The sequence below is a fragment of the Bradyrhizobium sp. IC3195 genome (assembly GCF_020193585.1).
Lineage (GTDB): Bacteria > Pseudomonadota > Alphaproteobacteria > Rhizobiales > Xanthobacteraceae > Bradyrhizobium > Bradyrhizobium yuanmingense.
Genome location: NZ_JADYVG010000002.1, coordinates 673,117 through 695,108, shown reverse-complemented (window position 1 = coordinate 695,108; position 21,992 = coordinate 673,117). Strand labels below are relative to the sequence as shown.

The 21,992-nt window shown below is 65.5% G+C and carries 26 protein-coding genes and 1 pseudogene; 11 read left to right on the top strand and 16 right to left on the bottom strand.

The window, feature by feature from the left end; translation table 11 throughout:
- The first annotated feature begins 63 nt into the window (after nucleotides 1–63).
- The 3 genes from I6F09_RS07145 (at nucleotide 64) to I6F09_RS07135 (ending at nucleotide 2,859) form a co-directional block, all read left to right on the top strand.
- Entirely contained in the window at nucleotides 64–1,077 is a 1,014-nt protein-coding gene (locus I6F09_RS07145) for a TIM44-like domain-containing protein (RefSeq protein ID WP_057030308.1), read from the top strand.
- A 144-nt stretch (nucleotides 1,078–1,221) separates the two neighbouring features.
- Nucleotides 1,222–1,902: a lectin gene (locus I6F09_RS07140; RefSeq protein WP_225187744.1), complete on the top strand. Its 681-nt coding sequence runs from the start codon at nucleotides 1,222–1,224 to the stop codon at nucleotides 1,900–1,902.
- Nucleotides 1,903–2,151: 249 nt separating this feature from the next.
- Complete coding sequence (locus tag I6F09_RS07135) at nucleotides 2,152–2,859, top strand: glutathione S-transferase (RefSeq protein ID WP_036027902.1); 708 nt, start codon at nucleotides 2,152–2,154, stop codon at nucleotides 2,857–2,859.
- A gap of 22 nt (nucleotides 2,860–2,881) precedes the next feature.
- On the opposite strand, the gene I6F09_RS07130 is transcribed toward I6F09_RS07135, so the two are convergent.
- The 3 genes from I6F09_RS07130 to I6F09_RS07120 all read right to left on the bottom strand — a co-directional run bounded on the left by I6F09_RS07130 (nucleotide 2,882) and on the right by I6F09_RS07120 (nucleotide 4,597).
- Nucleotides 2,882–3,556, bottom strand: a complete 675-nt coding sequence (locus tag I6F09_RS07130) for an isoprenylcysteine carboxylmethyltransferase family protein (protein ID WP_225187743.1) — start codon at nucleotides 3,554–3,556, stop codon at nucleotides 2,882–2,884.
- 116 nt (nucleotides 3,557–3,672) lie between these two features.
- Nucleotides 3,673–3,846, bottom strand: coding sequence for a hypothetical protein (locus tag I6F09_RS07125; RefSeq protein ID WP_225187742.1), 174 nt, complete (start codon nucleotides 3,844–3,846; stop codon nucleotides 3,673–3,675).
- 277 nt (nucleotides 3,847–4,123) lie between these two features.
- Complete coding sequence (locus I6F09_RS07120; protein ID WP_036013057.1) at nucleotides 4,124–4,597, bottom strand: hypothetical protein; 474 nt, start codon at nucleotides 4,595–4,597, stop codon at nucleotides 4,124–4,126.
- Between the two features lie 212 nt (nucleotides 4,598–4,809).
- On the opposite strand from I6F09_RS07120, the gene I6F09_RS07115 reads away from it, so the two are divergent.
- Nucleotides 4,810–6,465, top strand: coding sequence for a fumarate hydratase (locus tag I6F09_RS07115; protein ID WP_036027899.1), 1,656 nt, complete (start codon nucleotides 4,810–4,812; stop codon nucleotides 6,463–6,465).
- 196 nt (nucleotides 6,466–6,661) lie between these two features.
- Here I6F09_RS07115 and I6F09_RS07110 read toward each other — a convergent pair whose 3' ends face one another.
- From I6F09_RS07110 to I6F09_RS07090, 5 genes are all read right to left on the bottom strand, one after another.
- Nucleotides 6,662–7,582 carry an SH3 domain-containing protein gene (locus I6F09_RS07110; RefSeq protein ID WP_225114256.1) on the bottom strand — a complete coding sequence of 307 codons (921 nt, stop codon included), beginning with the start codon at nucleotides 7,580–7,582 and terminating at the stop codon, nucleotides 6,662–6,664.
- 16 nt (nucleotides 7,583–7,598) lie between these two features.
- Nucleotides 7,599–7,895, bottom strand: a complete 297-nt coding sequence (locus I6F09_RS07105; RefSeq protein WP_036013050.1) for a hypothetical protein — start codon at nucleotides 7,893–7,895, stop codon at nucleotides 7,599–7,601.
- Between the two features lie 105 nt (nucleotides 7,896–8,000).
- A complete protein-coding gene (locus I6F09_RS07100; RefSeq protein WP_036013049.1) occupies nucleotides 8,001–8,555 on the bottom strand; it encodes a septation protein IspZ in 555 nt (184 codons plus the stop codon).
- A 220-nt stretch (nucleotides 8,556–8,775) separates the two neighbouring features.
- Nucleotides 8,776–9,033 (bottom strand): hypothetical protein, encoded by a 258-nt coding sequence (locus I6F09_RS07095; protein ID WP_345944173.1) that lies wholly within the window; start codon nucleotides 9,031–9,033, stop codon nucleotides 8,776–8,778.
- Between the two features lie 77 nt (nucleotides 9,034–9,110).
- Complete coding sequence (locus I6F09_RS07090; RefSeq protein WP_225187741.1) at nucleotides 9,111–10,508, bottom strand: carotenoid oxygenase family protein; 1,398 nt, start codon at nucleotides 10,506–10,508, stop codon at nucleotides 9,111–9,113.
- 106 nt (nucleotides 10,509–10,614) lie between these two features.
- Here I6F09_RS07090 and I6F09_RS07085 point away from each other — a divergent pair, with 106 nt between their 5' ends.
- Nucleotides 10,615–11,346 carry a TetR/AcrR family transcriptional regulator gene (locus I6F09_RS07085; RefSeq protein WP_225139744.1) on the top strand — a complete coding sequence of 244 codons (732 nt, stop codon included), beginning with the start codon at nucleotides 10,615–10,617 and terminating at the stop codon, nucleotides 11,344–11,346.
- Between the two features lie 175 nt (nucleotides 11,347–11,521).
- On the opposite strand, the gene I6F09_RS07080 is transcribed toward I6F09_RS07085, so the two are convergent.
- A complete protein-coding gene (locus I6F09_RS07080; RefSeq protein ID WP_225114263.1) occupies nucleotides 11,522–11,755 on the bottom strand; it encodes a hypothetical protein in 234 nt (77 codons plus the stop codon).
- Between I6F09_RS07080 and I6F09_RS07075 the strand changes: the two genes are divergently transcribed.
- Complete coding sequence (locus I6F09_RS07075) at nucleotides 11,721–12,026, top strand: DUF6321 domain-containing protein (protein ID WP_225187768.1); 306 nt, start codon at nucleotides 11,721–11,723, stop codon at nucleotides 12,024–12,026. The two genes, I6F09_RS07080 and I6F09_RS07075, sit on opposite strands and share 35 nt — an antisense overlap.
- On the opposite strand, the gene I6F09_RS07070 is transcribed toward I6F09_RS07075, so the two are convergent.
- A complete protein-coding gene (locus I6F09_RS07070) occupies nucleotides 12,023–12,628 on the bottom strand; it encodes a hypothetical protein (protein ID WP_036013042.1) in 606 nt (201 codons plus the stop codon). The genes I6F09_RS07075 and I6F09_RS07070 overlap by 4 nt on opposite strands.
- A 162-nt stretch (nucleotides 12,629–12,790) precedes the next feature.
- Here I6F09_RS07070 and I6F09_RS07065 point away from each other — a divergent pair, with 162 nt between their 5' ends.
- Nucleotides 12,791–13,354: an SET domain-containing protein gene (locus I6F09_RS07065; RefSeq protein ID WP_036013055.1), complete on the top strand. Its 564-nt coding sequence runs from the start codon at nucleotides 12,791–12,793 to the stop codon at nucleotides 13,352–13,354.
- Between the two features lie 1,120 nt (nucleotides 13,355–14,474).
- On the opposite strand, the gene I6F09_RS07060 is transcribed toward I6F09_RS07065, so the two are convergent.
- Nucleotides 14,475–14,873 carry a hypothetical protein gene (locus I6F09_RS07060; RefSeq protein ID WP_225187740.1) on the bottom strand — a complete coding sequence of 133 codons (399 nt, stop codon included), beginning with the start codon at nucleotides 14,871–14,873 and terminating at the stop codon, nucleotides 14,475–14,477.
- A gap of 33 nt (nucleotides 14,874–14,906) precedes the next feature.
- On the bottom strand, nucleotides 14,907–15,137 hold the full coding sequence (locus tag I6F09_RS07055) for a hypothetical protein (protein ID WP_197424487.1): 231 nt from the start codon (nucleotides 15,135–15,137) through the stop codon (nucleotides 14,907–14,909).
- Nucleotides 15,138–15,237: 100 nt separating this feature from the next.
- Between I6F09_RS07055 and I6F09_RS07050 the strand changes: the two genes are divergently transcribed.
- Entirely contained in the window at nucleotides 15,238–16,059 is an 822-nt protein-coding gene (locus tag I6F09_RS07050; RefSeq protein ID WP_157280780.1) for a helix-turn-helix transcriptional regulator, read from the top strand.
- Between the two features lie 40 nt (nucleotides 16,060–16,099).
- Complete coding sequence (locus I6F09_RS07045; RefSeq protein WP_225187739.1) at nucleotides 16,100–16,921, top strand: helix-turn-helix transcriptional regulator; 822 nt, start codon at nucleotides 16,100–16,102, stop codon at nucleotides 16,919–16,921.
- On the opposite strand, the gene I6F09_RS07040 is transcribed toward I6F09_RS07045, so the two are convergent.
- The gene (locus I6F09_RS07040) at nucleotides 16,909–17,709 is read right to left on the bottom strand and encodes a thioesterase family protein (RefSeq protein WP_225114246.1); all 801 of its coding nucleotides are present in this window, start codon (nucleotides 17,707–17,709) and stop codon (nucleotides 16,909–16,911) included. The genes I6F09_RS07045 and I6F09_RS07040 overlap by 13 nt on opposite strands.
- 186 nt (nucleotides 17,710–17,895) lie before the next feature.
- Here I6F09_RS07040 and I6F09_RS07035 point away from each other — a divergent pair, with 186 nt between their 5' ends.
- Nucleotides 17,896–18,561, top strand: a complete 666-nt coding sequence (locus tag I6F09_RS07035) for a DsbA family oxidoreductase (RefSeq protein ID WP_036043828.1) — start codon at nucleotides 17,896–17,898, stop codon at nucleotides 18,559–18,561.
- 4 nt (nucleotides 18,562–18,565) lie between these two features.
- Here the strand turns inward: I6F09_RS07035 and I6F09_RS07030 are convergent, their stop codons facing one another.
- From I6F09_RS07030 to I6F09_RS07020, 3 genes and pseudogenes are all read right to left on the bottom strand, one after another.
- Nucleotides 18,566–19,735 carry a GNAT family N-acetyltransferase gene (locus tag I6F09_RS07030; protein WP_225187738.1) on the bottom strand — a complete coding sequence of 390 codons (1,170 nt, stop codon included), beginning with the start codon at nucleotides 19,733–19,735 and terminating at the stop codon, nucleotides 18,566–18,568.
- A 155-nt stretch (nucleotides 19,736–19,890) separates the two neighbouring features.
- On the bottom strand, nucleotides 19,891–21,327 hold the full coding sequence (gene ccoG / locus I6F09_RS07025; protein WP_225187737.1) for a cytochrome c oxidase accessory protein CcoG: 1,437 nt from the start codon (nucleotides 21,325–21,327) through the stop codon (nucleotides 19,891–19,893).
- A 43-nt stretch (nucleotides 21,328–21,370) separates the two neighbouring features.
- Nucleotides 21,371–21,511, bottom strand: a pseudogene (locus tag I6F09_RS07020) (transcriptional regulator); the annotation flags it as partial.
- A gap of 47 nt (nucleotides 21,512–21,558) precedes the next feature.
- Here I6F09_RS07020 and I6F09_RS07015 point away from each other — a divergent pair.
- Nucleotides 21,559–21,987, top strand: coding sequence for a YeeE/YedE family protein (locus I6F09_RS07015; protein ID WP_036013017.1), 429 nt, complete (start codon nucleotides 21,559–21,561; stop codon nucleotides 21,985–21,987).
- The last annotated feature ends 5 nt before the right edge of the window (nucleotides 21,988–21,992 follow it).

The following is a 21,992-nucleotide window of genomic DNA, read 5'->3' as shown; positions in this document are numbered from 1 at the left end:
GCCGCAAGTTCCGAAACCGGCTTCACTTTTCGGGAAGTCTGACCATCTTAGGGGCACGTCCCCATGCCGGGGATTTGGGAAACGCACATGACTTTCTCGCTTCGCTCCCGGAAATTCTTCAACACGATCGCCGTCGTGCTGGCGCTTGCGCTGCCGACCGCGCTGACGATCTCGTCGGCCGACGCCCGCGCGGGTGGCGGCATGTCGTCCGGTTCGCGCGGTACGCGCTCCTATTCGGCGCCGCCGTCGACCACGACCGCACCCGGCTCGGCCTCGCAGTTCAACCGCACCTACACCCAGCCGGGCGCAGGCATGAACTCGGCCGCGACCGCGCCGGCGCGCGGCGGCCTGTTTGGCCGCGCCGGCGGCTTCATGGGCGGCCTTGCGGCCGGCTTCCTCGGCGCCGGCCTGCTCGGCATGCTGTTCGGTGGCGGCCTGTTCGGCGGCCTCGGCGGCCTGTCCTCGATCATCGGCCTGATCATCCAGATCGCGCTGGTGGTGCTCGTGGTCCGGCTGGCAATGTCCTGGTGGCAGCGCCGTCACACTCCGCGGGCGGCTTACGCCAATGCTGAGGCCGGCGCAGCGCCCGGACCGCAGACGAACTATCGCAGCGGTCTCGGTGGTGGCCTTGGTGGCGGCCTCGGTGGCTTCGGCTTCGGCGCCAACAACGCGCCGCTCGAGATCAAGCCGGACGACTATGAGGCGTTCGAGCGCCTGCTCGGCGACGTCCAGGCCGCCTGGTCGAACGAGGACGTGGCCAAGCTGCACACGCTCGCGACGCCGGAAATGGTCTCCTATTTCGAGCAGGACCTCGCCCAGAACCGCGCCCGCAACGTGGTCAACAAGGTCACGGAAGTGAAGCTGTTGCAGGGCGACCTCGCGGAAGCCTGGCGCGAAGGCGAGACCGACTATGCCACGGTGGCGCTGCGCTTCGCGCTCACCGACAAGACGGTGGATCGCAACACCGGCGCAATCGTCGCCGGCAGCGAGCAGCCGGGCGAGGCGACCGAGATCTGGACCTTCGCCCGCCGGCCGGGCACAGGCTGGGAATTGTCAGCGATTCAGCAGACCAACTGATCGCGGACGAGATGAGGAACCAGGGCGTCGTGCTTCGGCACGGCGCCCTTTTCTTTTGGGCCTCTCGCAGCACGGCATCGGAATAAGCGAGGGCGCCTCGGGTTGAAGTCAGGCGGCGAACAAAAACAACGTTGGGAGGACAGGATGATCCGTATCGAGAAATCCATGACGATTTCCGGTGTTGCGCTGGCCATGGTCTTGCTTGCTGCCCCATCGGCGCAAGCGCAGTCGGCCGACATGACCTTCTTCGTGACCTCCAACGGCCCCGGCAAGGGCGCCGATCTCGGCGGCCTCGAAGGAGCCGACGCGCAATGCCAGAAGCTTGCACAAGCCGCCGGGGCCGGCACCAAGACCTGGCGCGCCTATCTCTCGACGCAGGCCGCCGACGGCAAACTTGCCGTCAACGCTAAGGATCGCATCGGCAAGGGGCCGTGGCAGAACGCCAAGGGCACGGTGATCGCCAAGGACCTCGCCGAGCTGCACGGCGCGACGAACAATCTCACCAAGCAGACCGCGCTCAGCGAAAAGGGTGAGGTCATCAATGGTGCCGGCGACCAGCCGAACCGGCACGACATCCTCACGGGATCGCAACCGGACGGCACCGCGTTCGCCGGGCCGGACGATCGCACCTGCAAGAACTGGACGTCGAGCACGCAAGGCGCCGCGATGGTCGGCCATTTCGATCGCCGGGGTCTGCGCGACGACGAACCCTCGAAATCCTGGAATAGCTCTCACCCCTCGCGCGGTCCCGACGGCGGCTGCTCGCAGGCCGATTTGAAGACCACCGGCGGCGATGGTCTGCTGTACTGCTTCGCGGCGAATTGAGACGCTGAGTTCTCTCCACCGTCGGAGCTCTCTCCATTCGTCATCGCGAGGAGCTCTTGCGACGAAGCAATCCAGAGTGTCTCCGCGGAGGCATTTCTGGATTGCTTCCGCCTTCGCCAAGGCTTCGGCCGACAAGTCGCTTGCGCTCGTAATGACGGCGTATGTTGAACCGCCGTTCCGCCTCACGCTGACGGAACCTTCAGCCACGTGCTACATTGGTCCGATCGCCTCCACGCTCACGGACCCCCCATGACATACGAGCTCTACTACTGGCCCGAGATCCAGGGCCGCGGCGAATATGTGCGGCTGGCGCTGGAGGAGGCGGGTGCCGCTTACGTCGATGTCGCGCGCGGTCCGCGCGGATCGGCCGCGATGATGAAGATGATGGATGCGCAGAAGGGCACGCCGCCCTTTGCGCCGCCGTTCCTGAAAGCGGGCAAGCTCGTCATCGGCCAGACCGCCAACATCCTGCTCTATCTCGGCTCCCGCCATGGGCTTGCGCCGAAGACGGAAGCCGGCAGGCTCTGGGTGCACCAGCTTCAGCTCACGATCACCGACTTCGTCGTCGAGATCCACGACACCCATCATCCGCTCGGGCCCTCGCTCTATTATGAGGATCAGAAGGCGCCGGCGAAGAAGCGCACGGCCGACTTCTGGGACGAGCGCGTGCCGAAATATCTCGGCTATTTCGAGCGGCTCCTCGCCGGGAGCGGCGGCATTTACGTGACGGGCCGGCGCCTGACCTATGTCGACCTCTCGCTGTTCCAGCTCGTCGATGGGCTGCGTTATGCTTTCCCCAAGCGCATGAAGGCGTTCGAGAAGGATGTCCCGGGCCTCGTCGGCCTGCACGACCGCATCGCCGCACGGCCCAACATCCAAGCCTATCTCGCAAGCGAGCGCCGCATTCCCTTCAACGAGCAGGGCATCTTCCGCCGCTATCGCGAGCTGGACCGATAGCGGCTTCGTGCAGTTGGCGCGTTCACCAGACGCCGGGGATGAGGCGATGGCGCACCCGCGCCGTGTAATCGGTGTAGCCGGGCAGACCCTCGCGCAGCGTGCGCTCCTCGATCGGAATGCGGACCGCGAGCAAGGCGAGGAGGAGCGGCATCATCGCAAGTCCCCACCACGATCCCAGCAGCAACGGCACGCCGGTGAAGAACAGGATCATGCCGCTGTACATGGGATGACGGACATAGGCATAGGGTCCGGTCGAGATCACGTGCTGCGCGCGCTCGGCTTGCAGCTTCACCACGGGCGCGGCGAACGAGTTCTCGCGGAACACCCACATGGTGAACAGTGTCGAGCCCAGGAACAGCCCGAGTCCGAGCACCTGCAACGCCGTCGACATGTCAGAGGATCGAACACGCCGGTCGAGCCCCATCAGGACAAGCCAGGCCAGGATGGCGACGATGAACAGCGCCATGAACATCTTGTCGGCGGCAGGCTGATCCTTTTGCAGCACCGGCCGCAGGCGTTCGGCGAGCAGCGCCGGATCGGTCCGGTAGAGCCACCAGCCGCAGAGTGGGCCGAGCAGAGCGGAGGTTGCGAGGAAGGTCCAGGCCGACGGCCAATGCAGCGTCCCCGCGCACGCGAACAGCAGCGCGCCCATGCCGACGACGAACACCGTGTTCCGCAATAGCAGCCGTGCGAACATGCGCAGGTCCCGAGTGAACGGCGCATGATCCTGGTGCAGCTATCCGGCAAAGATGCGGCCGGACACGCCAAAAGCCCGATCGACCGGATCGGGCGCTTCGGTCTCGGGACGCCTGATCAGGCGAGCTGATCGATCCGCGTGCCCTGACCCGGCGGCAGCGGCGCCGGCGGCTGCGGCTTGAAGGTCGGATTCTCGTCCTTGACCTTTGTCTGATCGTCCTGCGGCTTGGTCGTGTCGTAGTTCGGAACCACGATCGCGATCGGCGGGGGCGCAACGTTAGAAACCTTCATCCGCAAATCCTCACACATGGAAACAATCAAGCCTGCCCTGCGAGGAGCGAAATTTCCTTCAAGCCAATCGTTAAAATGTGAGGGAATCGGCGCGGTGGGATAGGTCGTCTTCCGCTTCATCCACGCGGTGCGAGTACGAACACAGATATCTCCCCGTCATTGCGAGGAGCCCTTGCGACGAAGCAATCCAGACTCTCTCCGCGGCGACAGACTTGATTGTTTCGCTGCGCTCGCAACGACGGAGTACGTGGCGACCCGTCGCGGCCCAACTGCGTCCCTATTCGTCCTTGCCGCGCGTGATGGCGATGGACGCCTCTGTCTTGGTGCGGGTGCATTCCATGTTGAGCCGGCGGTAGCGCATGGTGACCTTGTCGCCGCGCAATAGACCCATCCGCTTCAGGCAGCGCGTCGCTCCCGTCGTGGTGTCGTCCTTGGTCACGGTGAAGACGATCGCCGCCATCGAGCCGACCAGCGCGTAGAATTCCGGCTTCGGCTTGCGATCACCCTTGGCGTAGAGCTCGATGGAATATTTGTCGCCGCGGCAACCCACGGACAGCTCCTTGGCCGCCGGGTGCGTCAGGTAAACGACATTGGCGGCGCGAAAATTCACCTTGAGGCGATCGACCTGGCTCGCCAGCTCCTTGGCGCTGTCGTCGCAGCGATCGGCGCGGGCAGGCGAAGCGAGAGCCACAAGGCCGGTGAAGGCGGCGGCGACCAGGATCGCGCCGCGGACGTTCAGTTTCAATGTCATGATGAAAAGCCCCTTAGGGCACGCATTCAAGCGTCGGCGGACGCGAATCGCAAGGGTGGGCAGAGGCATTTCCACGAGCTGTGCCAATGCCTTCCCGTGCCGAACCTACCCCTCCCATGCGCACCGCTCCCTTTCTTTTCTGGCTAGAATGCGCTTAGAACGCTTCTATGCTGAGAGGCCCGTCAGGGCCGCAAACCCCCGAGATTTGCCCCATGAACGCTCCCACTGCCTTCCCCGACCAGTCCAAGCCCGTTCCGCCCTACAAGCACACCCCGCTGTTCCCGCTGGGCAAGGACGAGACGCCCTATAAGAAGATTTCGTCCGAGGGCGTCAGGGTCGAGAAGGTGCTCGGCAAGGACATGCTGGTGGTGTCGCGCGAGGCGCTGCGGGCGCTGTCGGAGGCGGCCTTTGGCGACATCAACCACTATCTGCGCCCCGGCCATCTGAAGCAGCTCCGCGCGATCCTGGAGGACGGCGAGGCGAGCCCGAACGACAAGTTTGTCGCGCTGGACTTCTTGAAGAACGCCAATATCGCGGCCGGCGGCGTGCTGCCGATGTGCCAGGACACCGGCACCGCGATCATCATGGGCAAGAAGGGCTGCAACGTCATCACCGACGGTGACGACGAGGCGGCGCTGTCCGAAGGCGCGCGTGACGCCTACCTGCGCCGCAATTTGCGCTACTCGCAGGTCGCGCCGCTCTCGATGTACGAGGAGAAGAACACCGCCAACAACATGCCGGCGCAGTGCGAGATCTACGCCGAGGGTGACGACGCCTACAAGTTCATGTTCATGGCCAAGGGCGGCGGCTCCGCCAACAAGAGCTTCCTGTTCCAGGCCACGCCCTCGGTGCTGACCAAGGACCGGCTGCTCGCGTTCCTGAAGGAAAAGATCCTCACCCTCGGCACTGCCGCGTGCCCGCCTTATCACCTCGCCATCGTGATCGGCGGCACCTCGGCCGAGCTGTGCATGAAGACGGTGAAGCTCGCTTCGGCGCGCTATCTCGATGCGTTGCCGACGCACGGCTCGCCCGACGGCAACGCCTTCCGCGACGTCGAGATGGAGAAGGAAATCCATAAGATGACGCAGAGCCTGGGAGTGGGCGCGCAGTTCGGCGGCAAGTATTTCTGCCACGACGTGCGCGTGATCCGCATGCCGCGCCACGGCGCCTCGCTGCCGATCGGGCTTGGCGTGTCCTGCTCGGCCGACCGCCAGGTGCTCGGCAAGATCACCAGGGACGGCGTCTATCTCGAGGAGCTCGAGCACAATCCGGCGCAATACCTGCCGCAGGTCGAAGAGTCGCTCGGCGGTGAGGTCGTCAAGATCGACCTCAACCAGCCGATGAAGGACATCCTGGCGACCTTCTCGAAATATCCGATCAAGACGCGGGTCTCGATGACGGGCACCATGATCGTCGCGCGCGATAGCGCCCACGCCAAGCTGCGCGAACGGCTGGAGAAGGGCGAGCCGCTGCCGGACTATTTCAAGAACCATCCGGTCTATTATGCCGGTCCCGCCAAGACGCCCGAGGGCTACGCCTCCGGCGCGTTCGGTCCGACCACCGCGGGCCGCATGGATTCCTTCGTCGACCAGTTCCAGGCTGCCGGCGGCTCGATGGTGATGGTCGCCAAGGGCAACCGCGCCCCTAGCGTGCGGGAGGCCTGCAAGAAATACGGCGGCTTCTATCTCGGCTCGATCGGCGGCGCCGCGGCGAACCTCGCCGAGCACTGCATCAAGAAGGTCGAGGTGCTCGAATATCCCGAGCTCGGCATGGAAGCGATCTGGCGCATCGAGGTCGTCGATTTTCCGGCGTTCATCATCATCGACGACAAGGGCAACGACTTCTTCAAGGAGTTGAATTTGGGCTAGTTGCTTCACCCGCACGCGCGCGGGGGAAGATGCTCGTGCCGTAACAATGATCGTCATGCCCGGGCTTGTCCCGCCTGCGCGGCCGAAGCCGCTTCGGCGAGGCGAAGGCCCGGGCATCCACGTTCTTAGTGCCGCAAAGAAGCCGTGGATGGCTGAACAACAAGCCCGGCCATGACGAAGCCAATGCTTCAGCGCCTCAACTGCAATTCGTGACCTGGTTGGAGCACAGCGCGCGCCACCAGCCGCGGACGCCGTCGTGGCTCTCGACCAGACCCCAGAGCCCACTGCAGGCGAAGATGCGCTTCGGGCCGCCGTCGGTGTCGAGCGGCCCGCCGAGCTCGCGCTGGGCCGGCATCCATTTGGCATCGATGAAGGGCGCCTGAAACAGCCCGCCCATGCGCGTGGTGCCATTGGCATAGTTCGCGCCGACCTTGTTCGAGGCGACCCAGCCGCGCCCGGCATAGGGCCTCGGCGCGCTGCGCGGATATCGCGTCTCGTCCTCATAGTCCTTGCCCGGCGGCCTCGCGCCTTCGATCAGGAACCAACCGTCCTTGAAGCCGATGATGCGGAATTCGGTGAGCCAGCCGCCCTCGGGCGTGTTCTCGGCGCCGCCGAGCCTCAGCCGGTAGGGCGGCGGCAAGGTGCCAAGCACGCGCGCCTTGATCGACGGCTCGGCGCGCACGTTGAGGCCGCTGGAATCCTTGTCGACGGACCAGGCGCCGAGATCGCAGGGCTCGGTGCCAGCAGGCAGGTTTGCGCGCTTGGCGGCGAGCTCGGCGTGCATCCCGGCGAAATCATTGTCGTCGTTATCAGGGGCCGGCCCGGTGCGCGGCTTCAGCTCGGCTGACGTCGCCCGCGTCGCGTCCGCAGTCAGCGTGACGACCAGAACCTGGCGCGCCGCAAAGACGCTCCCCGGTGTCTTCGGATCGTTCGATGTCGCGGGATAGACCGCGAGATAACCGGTCGACCCCTCGGTTCGATAAGCGGTGCCGGCAACATAGCCTGCCGGCACCAAGGCGAGCCCGCTCGCGCGCCACGCCGGTTCGCTGTCACCTGCGCGCGCGGCCTGTGCTACGGCAGACAGGACTGCCGCCGCGATGAGGAGGAGCGCACGCATCGGTGCAGCGCGCGGTTTACGCCCGCGCGCCGGTGAACGGGAAGCTGCCCATCGGGCCGATGCCCATCTCGCCACTGATGCTGTCGCCGGAGACCGTGCCGGTGAATTCGAGCGTGAGCGGCATCGGCTTGTCGATCGAGACCTTCCAGGAGACGTTGTCGCCGGAGACGGTGCCGTCGAAGATCTCGGTGGTATTGCCTTCCGCGCCCTGCGTGCCCGTGAGCGTGCCGCCAGCAGCCTTCAGGCTCAGCGTCGCCTGGCGCTCGCCCATCGGCGTCGTCATGGTCAGATTCCAGTTGCCGTCTACGGCCATTCCCGTCTCCCGAACAGATTGCGGCGGTCCGCGACGATCCGCGGCCGTCCCTGGCCGAGCCTATAGCCCAACTCGCAGCTCCTGCCTAACGCTCCGGTAGGGCATTTAGGCGCGGGCAGCGGCGCGTCGGCGGTTGGTTACGATCAGCCGCAGAACGAAGTACTGCACGGCAAAAGCCAGGATCTTGGCGCCGCCTGCGACCACCATAAGATAGAACGCCCAGAGCTTCAGATCGCCGGTGGCGGCGACTGCCATCATGCCGGCGCCGATCACGAACATCAGCGCCGCCCAGGCATAGCCCGCGATGGTGACATATTCCGGGACGGTCTCGACGATGACGGGCGGCATGTAGCGCAGCATCCAGCCGCGCTTGAGCATGATCGCGCCGATCGCGAAATGTGCGATCGAGGGTTTTGCCAGCATGAAGCGCGGATCATTGGTCAGCAGCGTGATACCGCCGAGCACGATGACCAGAGCGAGGCTCGCATAGGTCATGTAGTGGAGCGGCTGTCCCTTGAGGCGCGCATAGAGCACCTGCGCGAACGCGCCGGCAATCGCCACCGCCGTTGCGAGGATCACGTTGTCGGTGAGGAGATAGACGGCCAGGAAGATGATAACGGAGAGGAGGTCGGAGGCGAGGCGGGCGAATACGTCCTTCATCGTCATTCCTGTTTCGCGGTCGTGGGCAGGGCGCAGACTGCCGCACCCTACTTGATCCGGCGATGCCCGGCATATCACTTTGTGAAGACAACCGCGTACGAGATAGCGCATGGCAGCCCCCGACCAGAATGCCAGGCCGGGACCAGCAGCGCGGGATTCGGAACCGCAACAAGCAGAGCGCGATGCGCGAGACAGGGAGCCGCGCCGGACCGCCCGTCTCTTACAACGTCAAGACGACGTAAACGACCTCCAGAAAATGAAATGCTGCAACGAGCTGGCCGGTCATCTCGTCGACCAGCCCCGTCCAGGGCAGGCGCGACACCATGGGGAGTGCGGCGGCGAGCAGAAGGCCGGCCGCGAGCAGGGCGCCGCCTTCGAAGAACGTGAGGCTGCGCCGGCGCAGTCGCATCGCCAGGAATGCAAGTGCGGCGCCGGCCGGGGCGAGGACAGCGATGGAGTCCGCGGTGATCGAGAGCATGTGCATCGGCCTTCTTTGACCACGCAATATCCACGTGGATTCCGGGATCGCGATCTCCTCGCGCCCGTTGACGAGGGCTACGCCGCGCCGACCCAATTGCCGTGGAAGCCGTCGGGGACGCGATGTCCGAGCTGCACCAGGGCGGCAGGACCCGCCTCGATATCGGTGGCGTTGAACACGGCGAGATCGCTGCGGTTCTCCCGCGCACGCCAGACCACCGCGAGCAGCCAGCCGTCGCCTTCGGCGGCATCCCTGGATCGCTCGACGAAAACAGGCTCGGAGATGGTGTCGCCGGCCGGCAGCAGATATTGGCCGAGCCGCCTGCCGTTGCCGTCGACATGGACGATGCCCGACAGCGCGCCGAACATCGGCAGTTTCGGATTGGCGCAGGCGTACCAGCCGTGACGGCTCTTCAGGCCGGCGCGGCGATCGTCGATGCGCGGGAATTCCCCGGTGAGATCGTCGAGATACGTCTGCTGGAAGCGGTCGGTATTGCCTGCGAGATCGAAGGTCCAGCGGCAATGGCGGGCGCGCGATTTCTCGGGATCGGTGGGGCGGCCGTCCGGATGCGGAAACAGCGGCGCTTCCTCGAACTGCATGACGTCGGCGACGATGCGGTTTTCGTCCTCCCACGCATTCATGACATGGAAGACGTAGCACGCTTCGGCACGAAACCAGACAATGTCCTTGGCCGTGCCGCTGCGCTTCATCACCCCGACATAGGCGCCCTTGTCCGGCTCCCAGGCATAAGGCGGCCGTCCGCTCATCGCGCGCCCGATGCTGCCGGTGATCGGCAGGATCGGAAACAGCACATGGTTCGCGGTGACGATGAAGTCGTGCACCATGCTGGCGTAGGGCGCCTCGAACCGCTCGAATCGCGTCGCCTTGCCTGTTGCGTCGATCGATCCGTAGGAGAGGGCCGGCGTCAGCGGGCCCGCCGCGTTGTAGCCGAAGAACACCAGTTCGCCGGTGACGGGATCGATCTTGGGATGCGCGGTGAAGCTGCCGGCGACGCGGCCCTGGTAATCGTGATAGCCGCGCGTCGCCAGCGTGCCCGGCTCGATCTCCGTCGGCAGATGCGCTTCTTCCAGCGCCAGCAGCTTGCCGGCGTGGAAGATGATGTTGGTGTTGGCGACGCCGCCGTCGGTCAGGCTCGCCGGCGCATCCGGCAGCTTGCGGCCGAAGCCGCCGAACAGCGCGCGGCCGGCGTCGTGCTCGGCGAGCCATTTCGGCGTGCGGACCCAGCGGTTGCGGTAGCTGGCGCGCCCGTTCTCGAGATGGAAGGCGTGCAGCATCCCATCGCCGACGAACCAGTGCGCGCCGGGCGAATCGAACTGCGGATTGGGGCCGTTGCGGTACAGCGTGCCGTTCAGCTCACGCGGCAATTCGCCGACGATCTTCAGGAAGGGCGCGTCGGCCTCGAATGGGATCGGCGCGATATTGTTGCTGCGCTCGGCCATGGCGTCGTGCTGCACGGCGAATCCTCCCTTATCTTTACATCGTAAAGATTGAGTAGACCCGATCGCAGCTTTCGTCAAGCGAAATCTTTACACTGTCAATATTGCGTCATATAGCTTGCAAATGGCCAAGACAGACACCAAGGGCGACGCGGCGCGCAGCCCGCGTGCCCTAAGAAAAACCACCTCGACCGCGGCATCGCGCGCCTCGCGGCGCGCCAGAACCGCCAAGACCGAGACGCCGTATCATCACGGCGCGCTCCGCGAGGCGCTGCTCCAGGCCGCCGAACGGGTGCTGGAGCGCGACGGGCTCGCTGGCCTGACGTTGCGCGCGGTGGCGCGCGAGGCCGGCGTCTCGCATGCCGCTCCCACCCATCATTTCGGCGACCTGACGGGCCTGCTCAGCGAGCTCGCGGCCGTCGGCTTCCGCCAGTTCAACGCGGTCATGAACGCTTCGTGCGATGCCGCCACCACGCCGCTCGAAGCCGCGCTGGCGCGGCCGAAAGCCTACATCGCCTATGCGCAGGCCCATCCCGGCATGTACGGCATCATGTTCCGCACCGAGCGGCTGGACTATTCAAGGCCGTCGCTGCACGAGGCGGCCGAGGCATCTTTCGCCGGCCTTACCAATGCGATCGGCATGATGCGGCAGGAGCAGATCAGCGGCGACGCGCTGACGCTGAACCAGGGCGCCGCGATCGCGCGAGCCTGGTCGCTGGTTCACGGCTTCACCATGCTGCTGCTCGACGGACGGCTGAAGGACATTCTCGCGCGGCTGCCGGAGGGAACGACGGCCGAGCGGCTGCTCGAGACGATGCTGACCGCTCCAGTGACCGGTAAGCTGCCCGGCTCCTGATCACCAGGTGTGACGCAACTCTTGCTTTATTCAAGCGTTGATGCGCCATGGCAAAGGCATCGCGCTCTCCCTGGAAACGTGCCAACCCCCGTAAACGCGCGGGTAAGGCATCCAAGCATCTCAGTCCTGCACAGAAATCGGCGGCGAAGGCACGCGCCCGCCGCGCCGGGCGACGCTATCCCAACCTCGTGGACAACATGCGCGTGGCAGCGAAGAAGACCTCCAAGAGGAAGACGCCTTCCAAGTCGAAATCCTCCAAGGCAAAGTCTGCGAAGAAATCTGTCAGGAAAACCGGCAAGCGTAACGCAAAGAAGACCTCAAAGTCCTCGCGCAAGCGCGTCGCCTCCGCGCGCGAAAAGGATCCGCGGGGCGGGCTGACAGCAGCTGGCAGAAAGGCTTTCGCCCGCAAGCAGGGTTCCCATCTGCGACCAGGCGTCACCAAGATACAATCCGAGATGACCCCGCAGGAAATGCGCCGGAAGGGAAGCTGGGCGGTTCGCTTCTACGGCCGCGCCAAAGTGCCACCGCTGGTCGATGCCAAGGGTCAGCCGACCCGGCACGCATTGTCGGCACATGCCTGGGGCGAGCCTGTTCCGAGGACGGTGGCAGCGGCCAGGCGCATTGCCGCGAAGGGCGAGCGCCTGCTGGCGCGCTACCGCCGCATCAAGGACAATGCCTAGCGCATTGTCGCGAGCTCGACGGCGCGGCCGCGTGTGCCGATGATCTTGACCTCGTCCTTGCCGCAAGCGAAGCCGCGGGCGAGATCGTCGGCGGCCTTGCGCGCGAGCTCGTTGGCGTTCGGGTTGGCGATCGCGTCGACATAGGCGACGTGGCAGACCGGGCCCGGCGGCAGCCGGGTCACCACCAGCATGGCCTTGGTGTTCGGCCGCCCCTGCTTGTCGGGATCGGAATTGTCGGCGATGTGCCAGCGCTGGATGATCGCGAACGGCCTTGCGCCGTCAGCGCGCCATTCGATGGTCGTCTCCGACGAATTGAACGGGGCGAACCAGACTTTTGCCGCCGGTTCCTCAGCTGCTGCCTTGCGGTTGCGTCCGACCGCGACGATCTCGCGAAGGTCGTCCTCGGCGATCAGCACGATCAGGCCGTCCTTGCCCGGACAAACCCGCGTGCTGCTGCCGTCGAGCGCGCCGGGCTTGCCGATCTGCCGGCAATCTTTTGGTGCCGTCGAGGTGTAGCTGCTGCCCAGGGATTGGGCGTCGGCGCTGTTCAGGCCGATGCAAGCCATCAGGACGGCCAAGCCAATAGTAGTGATACGGTTCATGTGAGGCTTTGATGGACTGGGAACTTCGTTCCATCAGACGTCTTGATTGTGGGCAAGGTTCAAACAGGGTTGGGATATACCTGACAGAAGCGCGGAATCGTTCTACAAGAGCGGCTTCGCTTGGGCTCCTCCTGCCTCGTTCGCGTTCTCATTTTCTCGATCATGCCAGCCACCTCGAACAAACCTTATCGCGTCGGCCGCTCCAAGACCGGGCTCGGCCTCTTCGCCACCAAGCCGATCAAGAAGGGGACCCGGATCATCCGCTATTTCGGACCGATTCTGGACTCGCGGATTCCCGAGCACGACGAGATCGAGAACAAATATCTGTTCGAGCTCAACGGGCGCTGGACCATCGACGGCTCGGTGCGCAAGAACCTCGCCCGCTACATCAACCATTCCTGCCGGCCCAACGCCGAGTCCGACGTCCGCCCGCGCGAACGCAAGGTGTTCATCCGCGCCATCAGGAACATCGAGCCGGGCGACGAGATCAACTACGATTACGGCACCGACTATTTCAAAGCCTATCTGAAGCCGATCGGCTGCAAATGCGATTCATGCGAGAAGAAGCGCAAGAAGCTGCGCGCTGAGGCGCGGGCGGAATCCGCCAAGGTGAAGGCGCGGGCCGAGCGCAAGGCGCAGAAGGCGGGGGCGAAAACCACCGCTACGAAAAAGAAGAAGCTGAACGGCAAGCACTTCCCCGGCAAGGTCGGCCGCGCCAAGGCGTAGCCTCGCGCAGCACCCACCGGCTTTCACGAGTCCCCCTGATTGATCCTCAGGCTGCCGGCTGAAATGCAGCGGAGTCTCCACCACTCCATCATTGCGAGCGAAAGCGACTTGTCCGCCGAAGCCTTGGCGAAGGCGGAAGCAATCCAGAATCCCACCGCGGAAAGACTCTGGATTGCTTCGCTGCGCTCGCAATGACGCTGTTGATACAGCGCGTTCAGATGTCTGACCGTCACCCTGAGGCGGCCCGCCTCTTCGGCGGCCCTCGAAGGGGCGGCCCGCTTGCATCGAGGTCGTTCATACTTCGAGGCTCGCTGCGCGAGCGCCTCTGGCCCCGTAGGTTGAATTGAGCCCTTGCGAAACCTATCGCTTTTCCGCGCCGCTCGCCGTACTCGCTGCCTACCGGCGAGGCGTCGGGCAAAACACCCAAAATCTGTCAATCTCGTCGCACAGAAATATATCGCTTTTCCGAATTTCGGATTTGTGGCATACGTCCGCCATCCCGGCCCTGCCAGAGGGGCGCTTCGCGATCGTCACGAGATGCGGGCCGGGGTGCGGTGGACGCGGTAGCGCCGGCGCGATTTGCGTGAGGACAGGGCGGGCAACCGTGAGTCTCAGGCGATGCGCATACGACACGGCGCGGTCAACGCGATTTGGTTGATGGTCTGGGGTGCGCACACTAAGTCCCGGGCGCCGAGGCCAAATCGTCCGCGGACGGAGAAGTCGTGTGGTCCTGACGCCCGGGGTCTGAGCGTCAAGCCTTGAGGTGATGCGGCGGCCTGACCGGGTGCGCGCATCAGAAGCCGCAAGGCGACGGGGGCAATAGTGCAACGCTCCCCGAGGAGAGCACGAAGGACACCGTTAAAACCATCCGCGCAGGGAAGGCCGGGCGACCGGCATCACCTGTAGTCCACCCCGTGTGCATTTCCTTGTACACGAACTCGGGTGCCGCCGGCGCCCGGCCTTCCCTGCGCCCTCCGGCAACCGAAGGGCGCAAGCAACGAAGCAAAGCTCGGGCGAAATCCGCCGCGAGAACGCGAGGTCATGCATGCATCCGGGTACGATCCGATATGACGAAGCCTTCGCGTTCCCCGGTCTGCGCCGCAGAGCTGGCACGCAAGGATCACGCCGCCACGGCGTGCCCGCTCTTCTTCAAGCCCACATATTGCAGCTCGGCGAACACGCCGGTGGCGATGGCTTGCGCGACGACCATGAGCTGGCCGGCGAGGTTCGGCGACACCGCGCTCGAAAGCAGCAGCGCGATGCTGCCGACGGTCCAGGCGGCGTTGCCGATCACGACCAGCAGGACCAGCGATTTCGCGACCGTGGCCCGCGAGGCGAGCCAGCCAACCAAGGCGGTGTAGGCGATCAGGAACAGGCCGGTCTCGCGCAGCAGCGCTTCGGGCAGGTTGAACAGCGCTGCGAACGCGGTCGCGCCGAAGGTGAAGCCGAGTGCGGCGACGCCGCTGAAGACGGCGTCGGCGAAGAGGGCGCGGCGCAGGAAGGTCGATGCATCGATCATCTCAGGTCTCCTTGGTTGGGCTGGGGTGGAACTTTAGCGCCGACCGCGCCACCAGGCGCGGAGCAGACGGGCGAGCCGGAACGGGCAGAGGCTCCTGCCGACGCCGTGCTCGAAAGCGATGACCTGCGCGAGGACATAGTCGCCGGTCGAATGCAGCAGCGGCTCCGGCATGTTGAGGCTGCGCGCCAGCATCCGGGTTGCGAATGCCATGGCCCAGGGCAAGACGTGGTCTGCGACGGTCCGGTAGAGCAGCAACGCGATCATGGTCATCTCCTGTTGCGACCAAAGATGCGCGTGCTCGTCCCCCATTTCGATTACCTCGGTGGTAATGGAAGCGCCTAAATTCGCGTGCTAGCTTTTGACCATGAACGCACATGCATCCACCGCCCGCACCGAACGCAGTCAGCCGGTCCATATCGGCGACCATTTGCGCGAATGGCGGCAGCGCCGCCGCATGAGCCAGCTCGATCTCGCCGGCGAAGCCGAAATCTCGGCGCGGCATTTGAGCTTCGTCGAGACCGGCCGCGCCGCGCCCTCGCGCGACATGGTGCTCAGGCTCGCCGAGCGGCTCGACGTGCCCTTGCGCGAACGCAACGTGCTGCTGGTCGCAGCCGGTTTCGCTCCGGCCTTTCCACAGCGCCCGCTGGAGGATCCCGCCTTGAAATCAGCCCGTGCGGCGATCGACCTCGTCTTGAAAGCGCATGAGCCCAATCCGGCGCTCGCGGTGGACCGGCACTGGAACCTGGTCTCCGCCAATCGCATGGTGGCGCCGCTGCTCGATGGCATCCCGCAGCATCTGCTCGGCCAGCCCGTCAACGTGCTGCGGCTGGCATTCCATCCCGAGGCGTTGGCACCGCGCACGGTCAATCTCGCCGAATGGTGCGGGCACCTCCTGGAACGGCTGCACCGGCAGTGCGAGGCGACAGCGGATCCGGAGCTGATCAAACTCTACAATGATCTGAAGAGCTATCCGATTCCAGCGCGCTCGGCCCCGCTGTCGAGCGACAACGTCGCGATCCCGTTCAAGCTGCGGCATGGCGGGGAGATCCTCAGCTTCTTCTCCACCACCATGGTGTTCGGCACGCCGGTCGACATCACCCTGTCGGAGCTGGCGCTGGAGACGTTCTTTCCGGCGGACGAGCGCACCGCCGAACGGCTGAAGCAGATGGCGGCCGGGCTGCGCTAGCGCCGTTTACAGGACGGAGCAGCGCTCGCATAATCGGCGGATGGACACACGCGCGTTCCGGCGATTGCGGCCGGCCAATCCCGTCGGTGATCTCCTGCGCGGCTGGCGCACCCGTCGTGCATTGAGCCAGGCGGAGCTGGCGTTCGAGGCCGGCATTTCGATCAAGCATCTGAGCTATGTCGAGACCGGGAAGGCGGCGGCAAGCCGGGACATCCTGCTGCAGCTCGCGTCGGCGCTCGATCTGTCGTTGCGTGATCGCAATGCGCTGCTCGAGGCCGGCGGCTTCGCGCGGCAATATGGCGAGCGCGATCTGTCGACGCCGGAGCTTGCCGAGGCGCGGCGTGCCATCGATCTTCTGCTTCTCCGTCACGAGCCGTTCCCGGCAATCGTCACCGACCGGCGCTGGAACGTGATGCAGGCCAATCGCGCCGCCTCGCGCCTGATGACCATGCTGCTTGGCCCTCTACGCATGCAGCGGCCGCTCAACCACATGCGCATGTTCCTCGCTCCCGACGAGCTCAAGCCGTTCGTCGAGAACTGGCCGATTGTTGCGGCCGCGCTGCTGGCACGGGCGCGGCATGAGGCGATGGCCGCGCCGCTCGATGAGGCCCTGCAATCGACCTGGCGCGAATTGATGCGGCTGCCGCAGCTGCCTGAGGCGACCGAGGACAACGCGGCCCCGGGGCCGCTCTGCGAGGTGCGCCTGCGCAAGGGCGATATCGGCGTTGGTTTGATCGGTGCGGTGCTGACGCTCGGCACCCCGCAGGACGTCACGCTGCAGGAGCTTCGCGTCGAGATGTTCATGCCTGTTGATGCCGCCTCCGAGGCCGCCTTGGTCGCGCTTGCAGCTCAGGACGCTTGAGCCTGCACGGCTTCGCGCCGCTCGAAGCTCATGGCCTGCATCACCTCCGCGAACGGCCCGTTGCGGTCACTCAGTGTCGCCGTGGTGAGGCCCGCGCCATGGGCGCCGACGCGCGTCGCGGCGCGGATCAGGATCCATTCGCCCTCAGGCGGACGGAAGAAATACAGGCTGATCTCCGGGTTGATGAAGGTCCATTGGCGCATGTCGACGATCTGCGCGACGCCGCTGGAGAAGTCCGCCGCCTGCACCGCCTGGAGCAGCGGCGTGTTCGGCTCGCCCTCGACCAGCGGCGCATCGAGCCGCATCCAGGCCGCGGCCGGGCCCGGCTTCTCCAGCGCGCCCTCAATGAGCCGCACCGACACGTTCTGGAAATAGCGGCTCCATTTCTGCGCGAAGGCGGGCGGCGGGCTGCCGGCCTCGGGGCCCTTGTCGACGGGCGTGGGCCTCGCGAACGGATCGATGGGCGACTCGCCGCTCGGCGCCGTCAGCAGCGCCGTGCAGCGGCCGATCTCGGTCTCGCCGTCCATCAGCCGCACCTGCAGGGTCTTGGCCTTGCGACCGTCGCGCAGCAGCTCGCTGACCGCCCTGAACAGGCGCAGGCCCGCCGGCCGCCACAGATCGAAGGTCAGGCGCCGCACAGCAAAGCCGGATCTGGCGGCGAGGCGCTCGACCTCACGGGTCATCAGCGCGGTGGTGGCGCTTCCCTGCAGCATGTCCGGCGACCACGGCCCGCCGGCATGCTCGGTGGCCCGGAACAGTTCGCCGTCCGGCTTGAAAATGGCGCTCATCGCGGTCTCCCCTTTGGGCTTGATTGTGGTCGTAAGTATCGTGGCCGTAAGTATCGGGGCGGGGAGAACCGGTCACAATAACCGCAGAGGTGAAGTCGTGAGCCATGCAGGACGGGTGCCTTGCGCCGCCCCCGGTTCGGCTTATGTTCGGGCGGACCCTCGAAGTGCCCGAAGGAGGCGCCTGACATGAGCACGCTGAAACCGCTCCAGATCGACGTCGTCTCAGATGTGGTCTGCCCCTGGTGCTATATCGGCAAGCATCGCATCGAGAGCGCGCTGGCGCTGGTGCCTGACGTTCCGGTCAAGCTCAATTTCCGTCCCTTCTTCCTCAATCCCTGGGTGCCGCGCGAGGGCATCAGCCGCGAGGCCTATCTCACCCAGAAGTTCGGCTCGGTCGAAGCCTATAAGGGCATTGCGGGACGCGTCGTCGCGGCCGCGAGCGAGGAGGGGCTCGTCTACAAGCCGGAGCTCGTGGCGCGCCAGCCCAACACGACTGACTGCCACCGCCTGATCCTCTGGGCGGAAGCGATCGGCAAGGCGCCTGAGATGAAGCAGCGCCTGATGGAGCTGTACTTCCGCGACGGCGGCGATCTCACGGATGTGAACGTTCTGGTGCAGGCGGCGGCCGACATCGGCCTCGATGCCGACGACGTGCGCAAGCGCCTCGCCACCGACGAGGACGTCGCGCGCGTCTCGGCAGATGCGCAGGAAGCCGCCGACAAGGGCATCTCCGGCGTGCCGACCTACGTCTTTGCGCAGAAGTACGCCGTCTCCGGCGCGCAGGATCCGAACCTGCTTGCCCGCGCCATCCGACAGGTCTCCGAGGAGATCAACGCGCAGGCGGCGGAGTAGCTTTTTATTTTCGGAGCCGGCGAACCACGCCGCGCGCGGCCTCGTGCGCGGCGTTGAGGCCGACCAGCGCGCCGTGAATGAGCGCCACGACCGGGTCGTGCCGCCGCAGCGGGATCAGCACATCGCCGATGGAGAGGCGTCCGCGCCAGATCGGGTTGATCATGGGGTGATCGGCATTCGCCGTCGAGTCCGCGCTGGCGACGGCGGGGTCGGCGCAGAGATGGCGGGTAAGGTCGAGCGTGAGCTGCACGCCCGGCGAATATTTTGCAAAGCGCTCGTCGATCCCAAGCTTGAAGAAGAAGGCGCGATCCTGATGGCGCAACACGATGCCGGCGGCAATCGGCGTCGCGCCGGCGCGAAGGGTGACGATCTCGCACTGCGCGGTCTCTGCCAGCGCCGGCACGGCGCGGCGAATGAAGGTCGCGTCGCCCGGATGCTGGACCAGCGCGGTGCCCCGCTTGCCCTTCCAGCCGCTCGCTTCGAGCTGCAGAAAGGTTTCGAGCGCACGTCCGATCTGGTCGGAGCTGCGCGCGATCTCGAACACGACGGAGCCGTGCTCCTCGAGACGGTGGCGCTGGCGCCGCAGCTCCTTGAGCTTCTTGGCGCCGAGCGCCTCGCGCAACAGTGCGTCTCCATCCTGCGTCGCATCGAGGCTGGCGCGGATGTAGGAGCTGAGGATTCTCGGCTTCAGGCGGTCGCGCTTCAGCACCTGCTTGAGTGATGCCATGGCTGCGCCGTCGAGCGCGACGTCGGTCAGCACGAGCGCATGCGCGCCGGCCTCGCGCGCCTGCTGCAGCAGACGCGCAGCGGCTTCGAGCGGAGCGTCGCGGTCGAGCAGCGGGCTGCACAGCGTGCCATAGGGATGCGCGCTCACCAGGGCGGGCAGGGGAATCTTCAAAGCGCGCCAGAGTGAGACCACCGGCATCAGGCCGATCAGCCGGGCCGAAGTGCCGTCAAATGCGGACAGTGCCGAGGCATCGGTGCGACCGCGCGCAGTTGCGCTGACGGCGAGCTCCCAGGCGGGCAGGTAATATCCGTTCGGCTCGATCGCCCGCTGCGCCAGCGCGCGCCATTGGCCGGTGTCGACGGCCGCAAGCGGAACAGGCGCGCGCGCCATCGCGGCATCCCTTGCCGATGCCGGATTGATCGCAGCCTGATGCGCGATGTCGACCACGTCCCGTCGTCCCCGTTCACACGAGCTGGGGCCCGTGCCACCGGCCATGCTTAGCGCAAAGATTGGAAAATACCGTTGGCACGCCGCCGCAATTCGAGCGGTAGTGTTAACATTCCATTCAGCATCGGGCCAGGGGTGACCCTGAGGAATCGTGGCTAGTCTCCCGGCACGAAATGATCGCGGGTGCTCGCGCGGCCGCCGCTGGCGGTATCGGTGATGGTGATCTCGATGTCGCGGGAGGTCTTCGGCAGGTCGCTGGGCCCGACCTGTACCGAGAGCCTGACCTCGCGGGTCTGATCCTGCCCGACCTCGATGATGGGCTTGCCGCTGGGTTCCGCCTCGATGCCGGCGACGCGAATGGTCGCGCCCGGCAGACCGGAGACTTCGAGCGCAAACGATCGCTGTGCACTCTTGTTGAGGATACGCACGGTGTAGTCGTTGCGCACGCCGCCGTCCGAAAGCTGGACGAAGAGGGGATTGCGCTCGTGCAGTACGTTGACGTCCATCGTCGCGCGAGTGGCGAGAGTGTACAGCATGATGCTGCCCACAATGGCGATGGCCGCGGCATAGATCAGCGTGCGCGGACGGATGATGCGGTAGATCGCCGGCTTGCCCTCGCGTCGGCGCTGCATGTTGATGTCGGTGTCGTAGCCGATCAGGCCCTGGGGCCGGCCGATCTCGCGCATGACGTTGTCGCAGGCGTCGATGCACAGGCCGCACTGGATGCAGCCGAGCTGGATGCCGTGGCGGATGTCGACGCCGGTCGGGCAGACATTGATGCACTGATGGCAGTCGACGCAATCGCCGGCGGGATCGCCATGGGCGCGCGCGGCATCCGCCTTCTTCACGGACATGCGCGGCTCGCCGCGGTCACGCCGATAGGTGACGTTGAGCGCCCATTCGTCGGTCAGCGCCGCCTGGATCCGCGGCCACGGGCACATGTAGATGCACATCTGCTCCCGGGCGTGACCGGCAAAGACATAGGTCGTGGCGGTGAGGATGCCGATCCAGAGATAGGCGATGAACGGGGCCTGGAAGGTCGCGAGCTCCTTCACCAGCGTCGGCGCGTCGGAAAAGTAGAGCACCCAGGCGCCGCCGGTCCACCAGGCGATCATGATCCAGAGGAAGTGCTTGAGCGCGACCTTGCGAAGATGGTCGAACGTCCAGTAGCGCTTGTCGCCCTGCATGCGCTCGCGCCGGTCGCCCTCGACCCAACGCTCGACCGCGTAGAACAGGTCGGTCCACACCGTCTGCGGGCACATGTAGCCGCACCACAGCCGTCCCGCGACCGCGTTCATCAGGAACAGAATCATCGCCGCGATGATGAGGAGACCGGTGAAATAATAGACCTCCTGCGGCCACAGCTCGATGAAGAAGAAGTAAAAGCGCCGATGCGGGAAGTCGATCAGCACGGCCTGGTCGGGCAGGCCGGGTCCGCGATTCCAGCGCACGAACGGCAACAGATAATAGGTCCCGAGCGTGACGCACAGGATCGCCCATTTGATGCGGCGGAAAGGGCCATGCACCGATTGCGGATAGACCTTCCTCCGCTTCTCGTAGAGAGGTCCCTCGATGAAGGTGTCGTCGGTCATCCCATGCTCCCCGCGTTTTGCGAAGGCGAGAGTCCGACTTGCCGGCGCAGAAGAGCCGGCAAAGAATCTCCAGCACTGCGCGGACTTTCGGGCTCGCGATGTTGTAGTATATCGTTTGGCCGTCACGCTTTGGTTTGACCAAGCTCAATGCGCGCATCTTTCCGAGATGCTGGGATAGCGCGGCCATGGTATTTGCGCCCTACGCAAGGGCGCTCTCGCTCAGGAGAGGTCATGGTCACGACGTCTTTTACGCCGATCGCGTCGCTCGTTGGCGGTGCGATGATTGGCCTCGCGGCCGTTCTGCTGATGTGGGCAACGGGTCGGATCGCCGGCGTCAGCGGCATCGCGGCGCGGCTGTTTCCGCCCTATGAGGACAGCGAACTCGCTGGGCGCCTTGCCTTCGTCGCCGGTCTTGCTGCTGCGCCCGTGCTGGTCCGGCTCGTCACCGGAGGTCTGCCGGAGCAGACGATCGCGGCGGGGCCGGCCCTCCTGATCATCGGCGGATTGCTCACGGGTTTCGGTTCGGTGTGGGGCAGCGGCTGCACCTCGGGCCACGGCGTTTGCGGCCTGTCGCGGCTGTCGGTGCGCTCGCTGGTTGCGACCATCACCTTCATGGCGGCCGGCATGGCGACCGTGTTCTTGATGCGGCACTGGAACTGACGGCG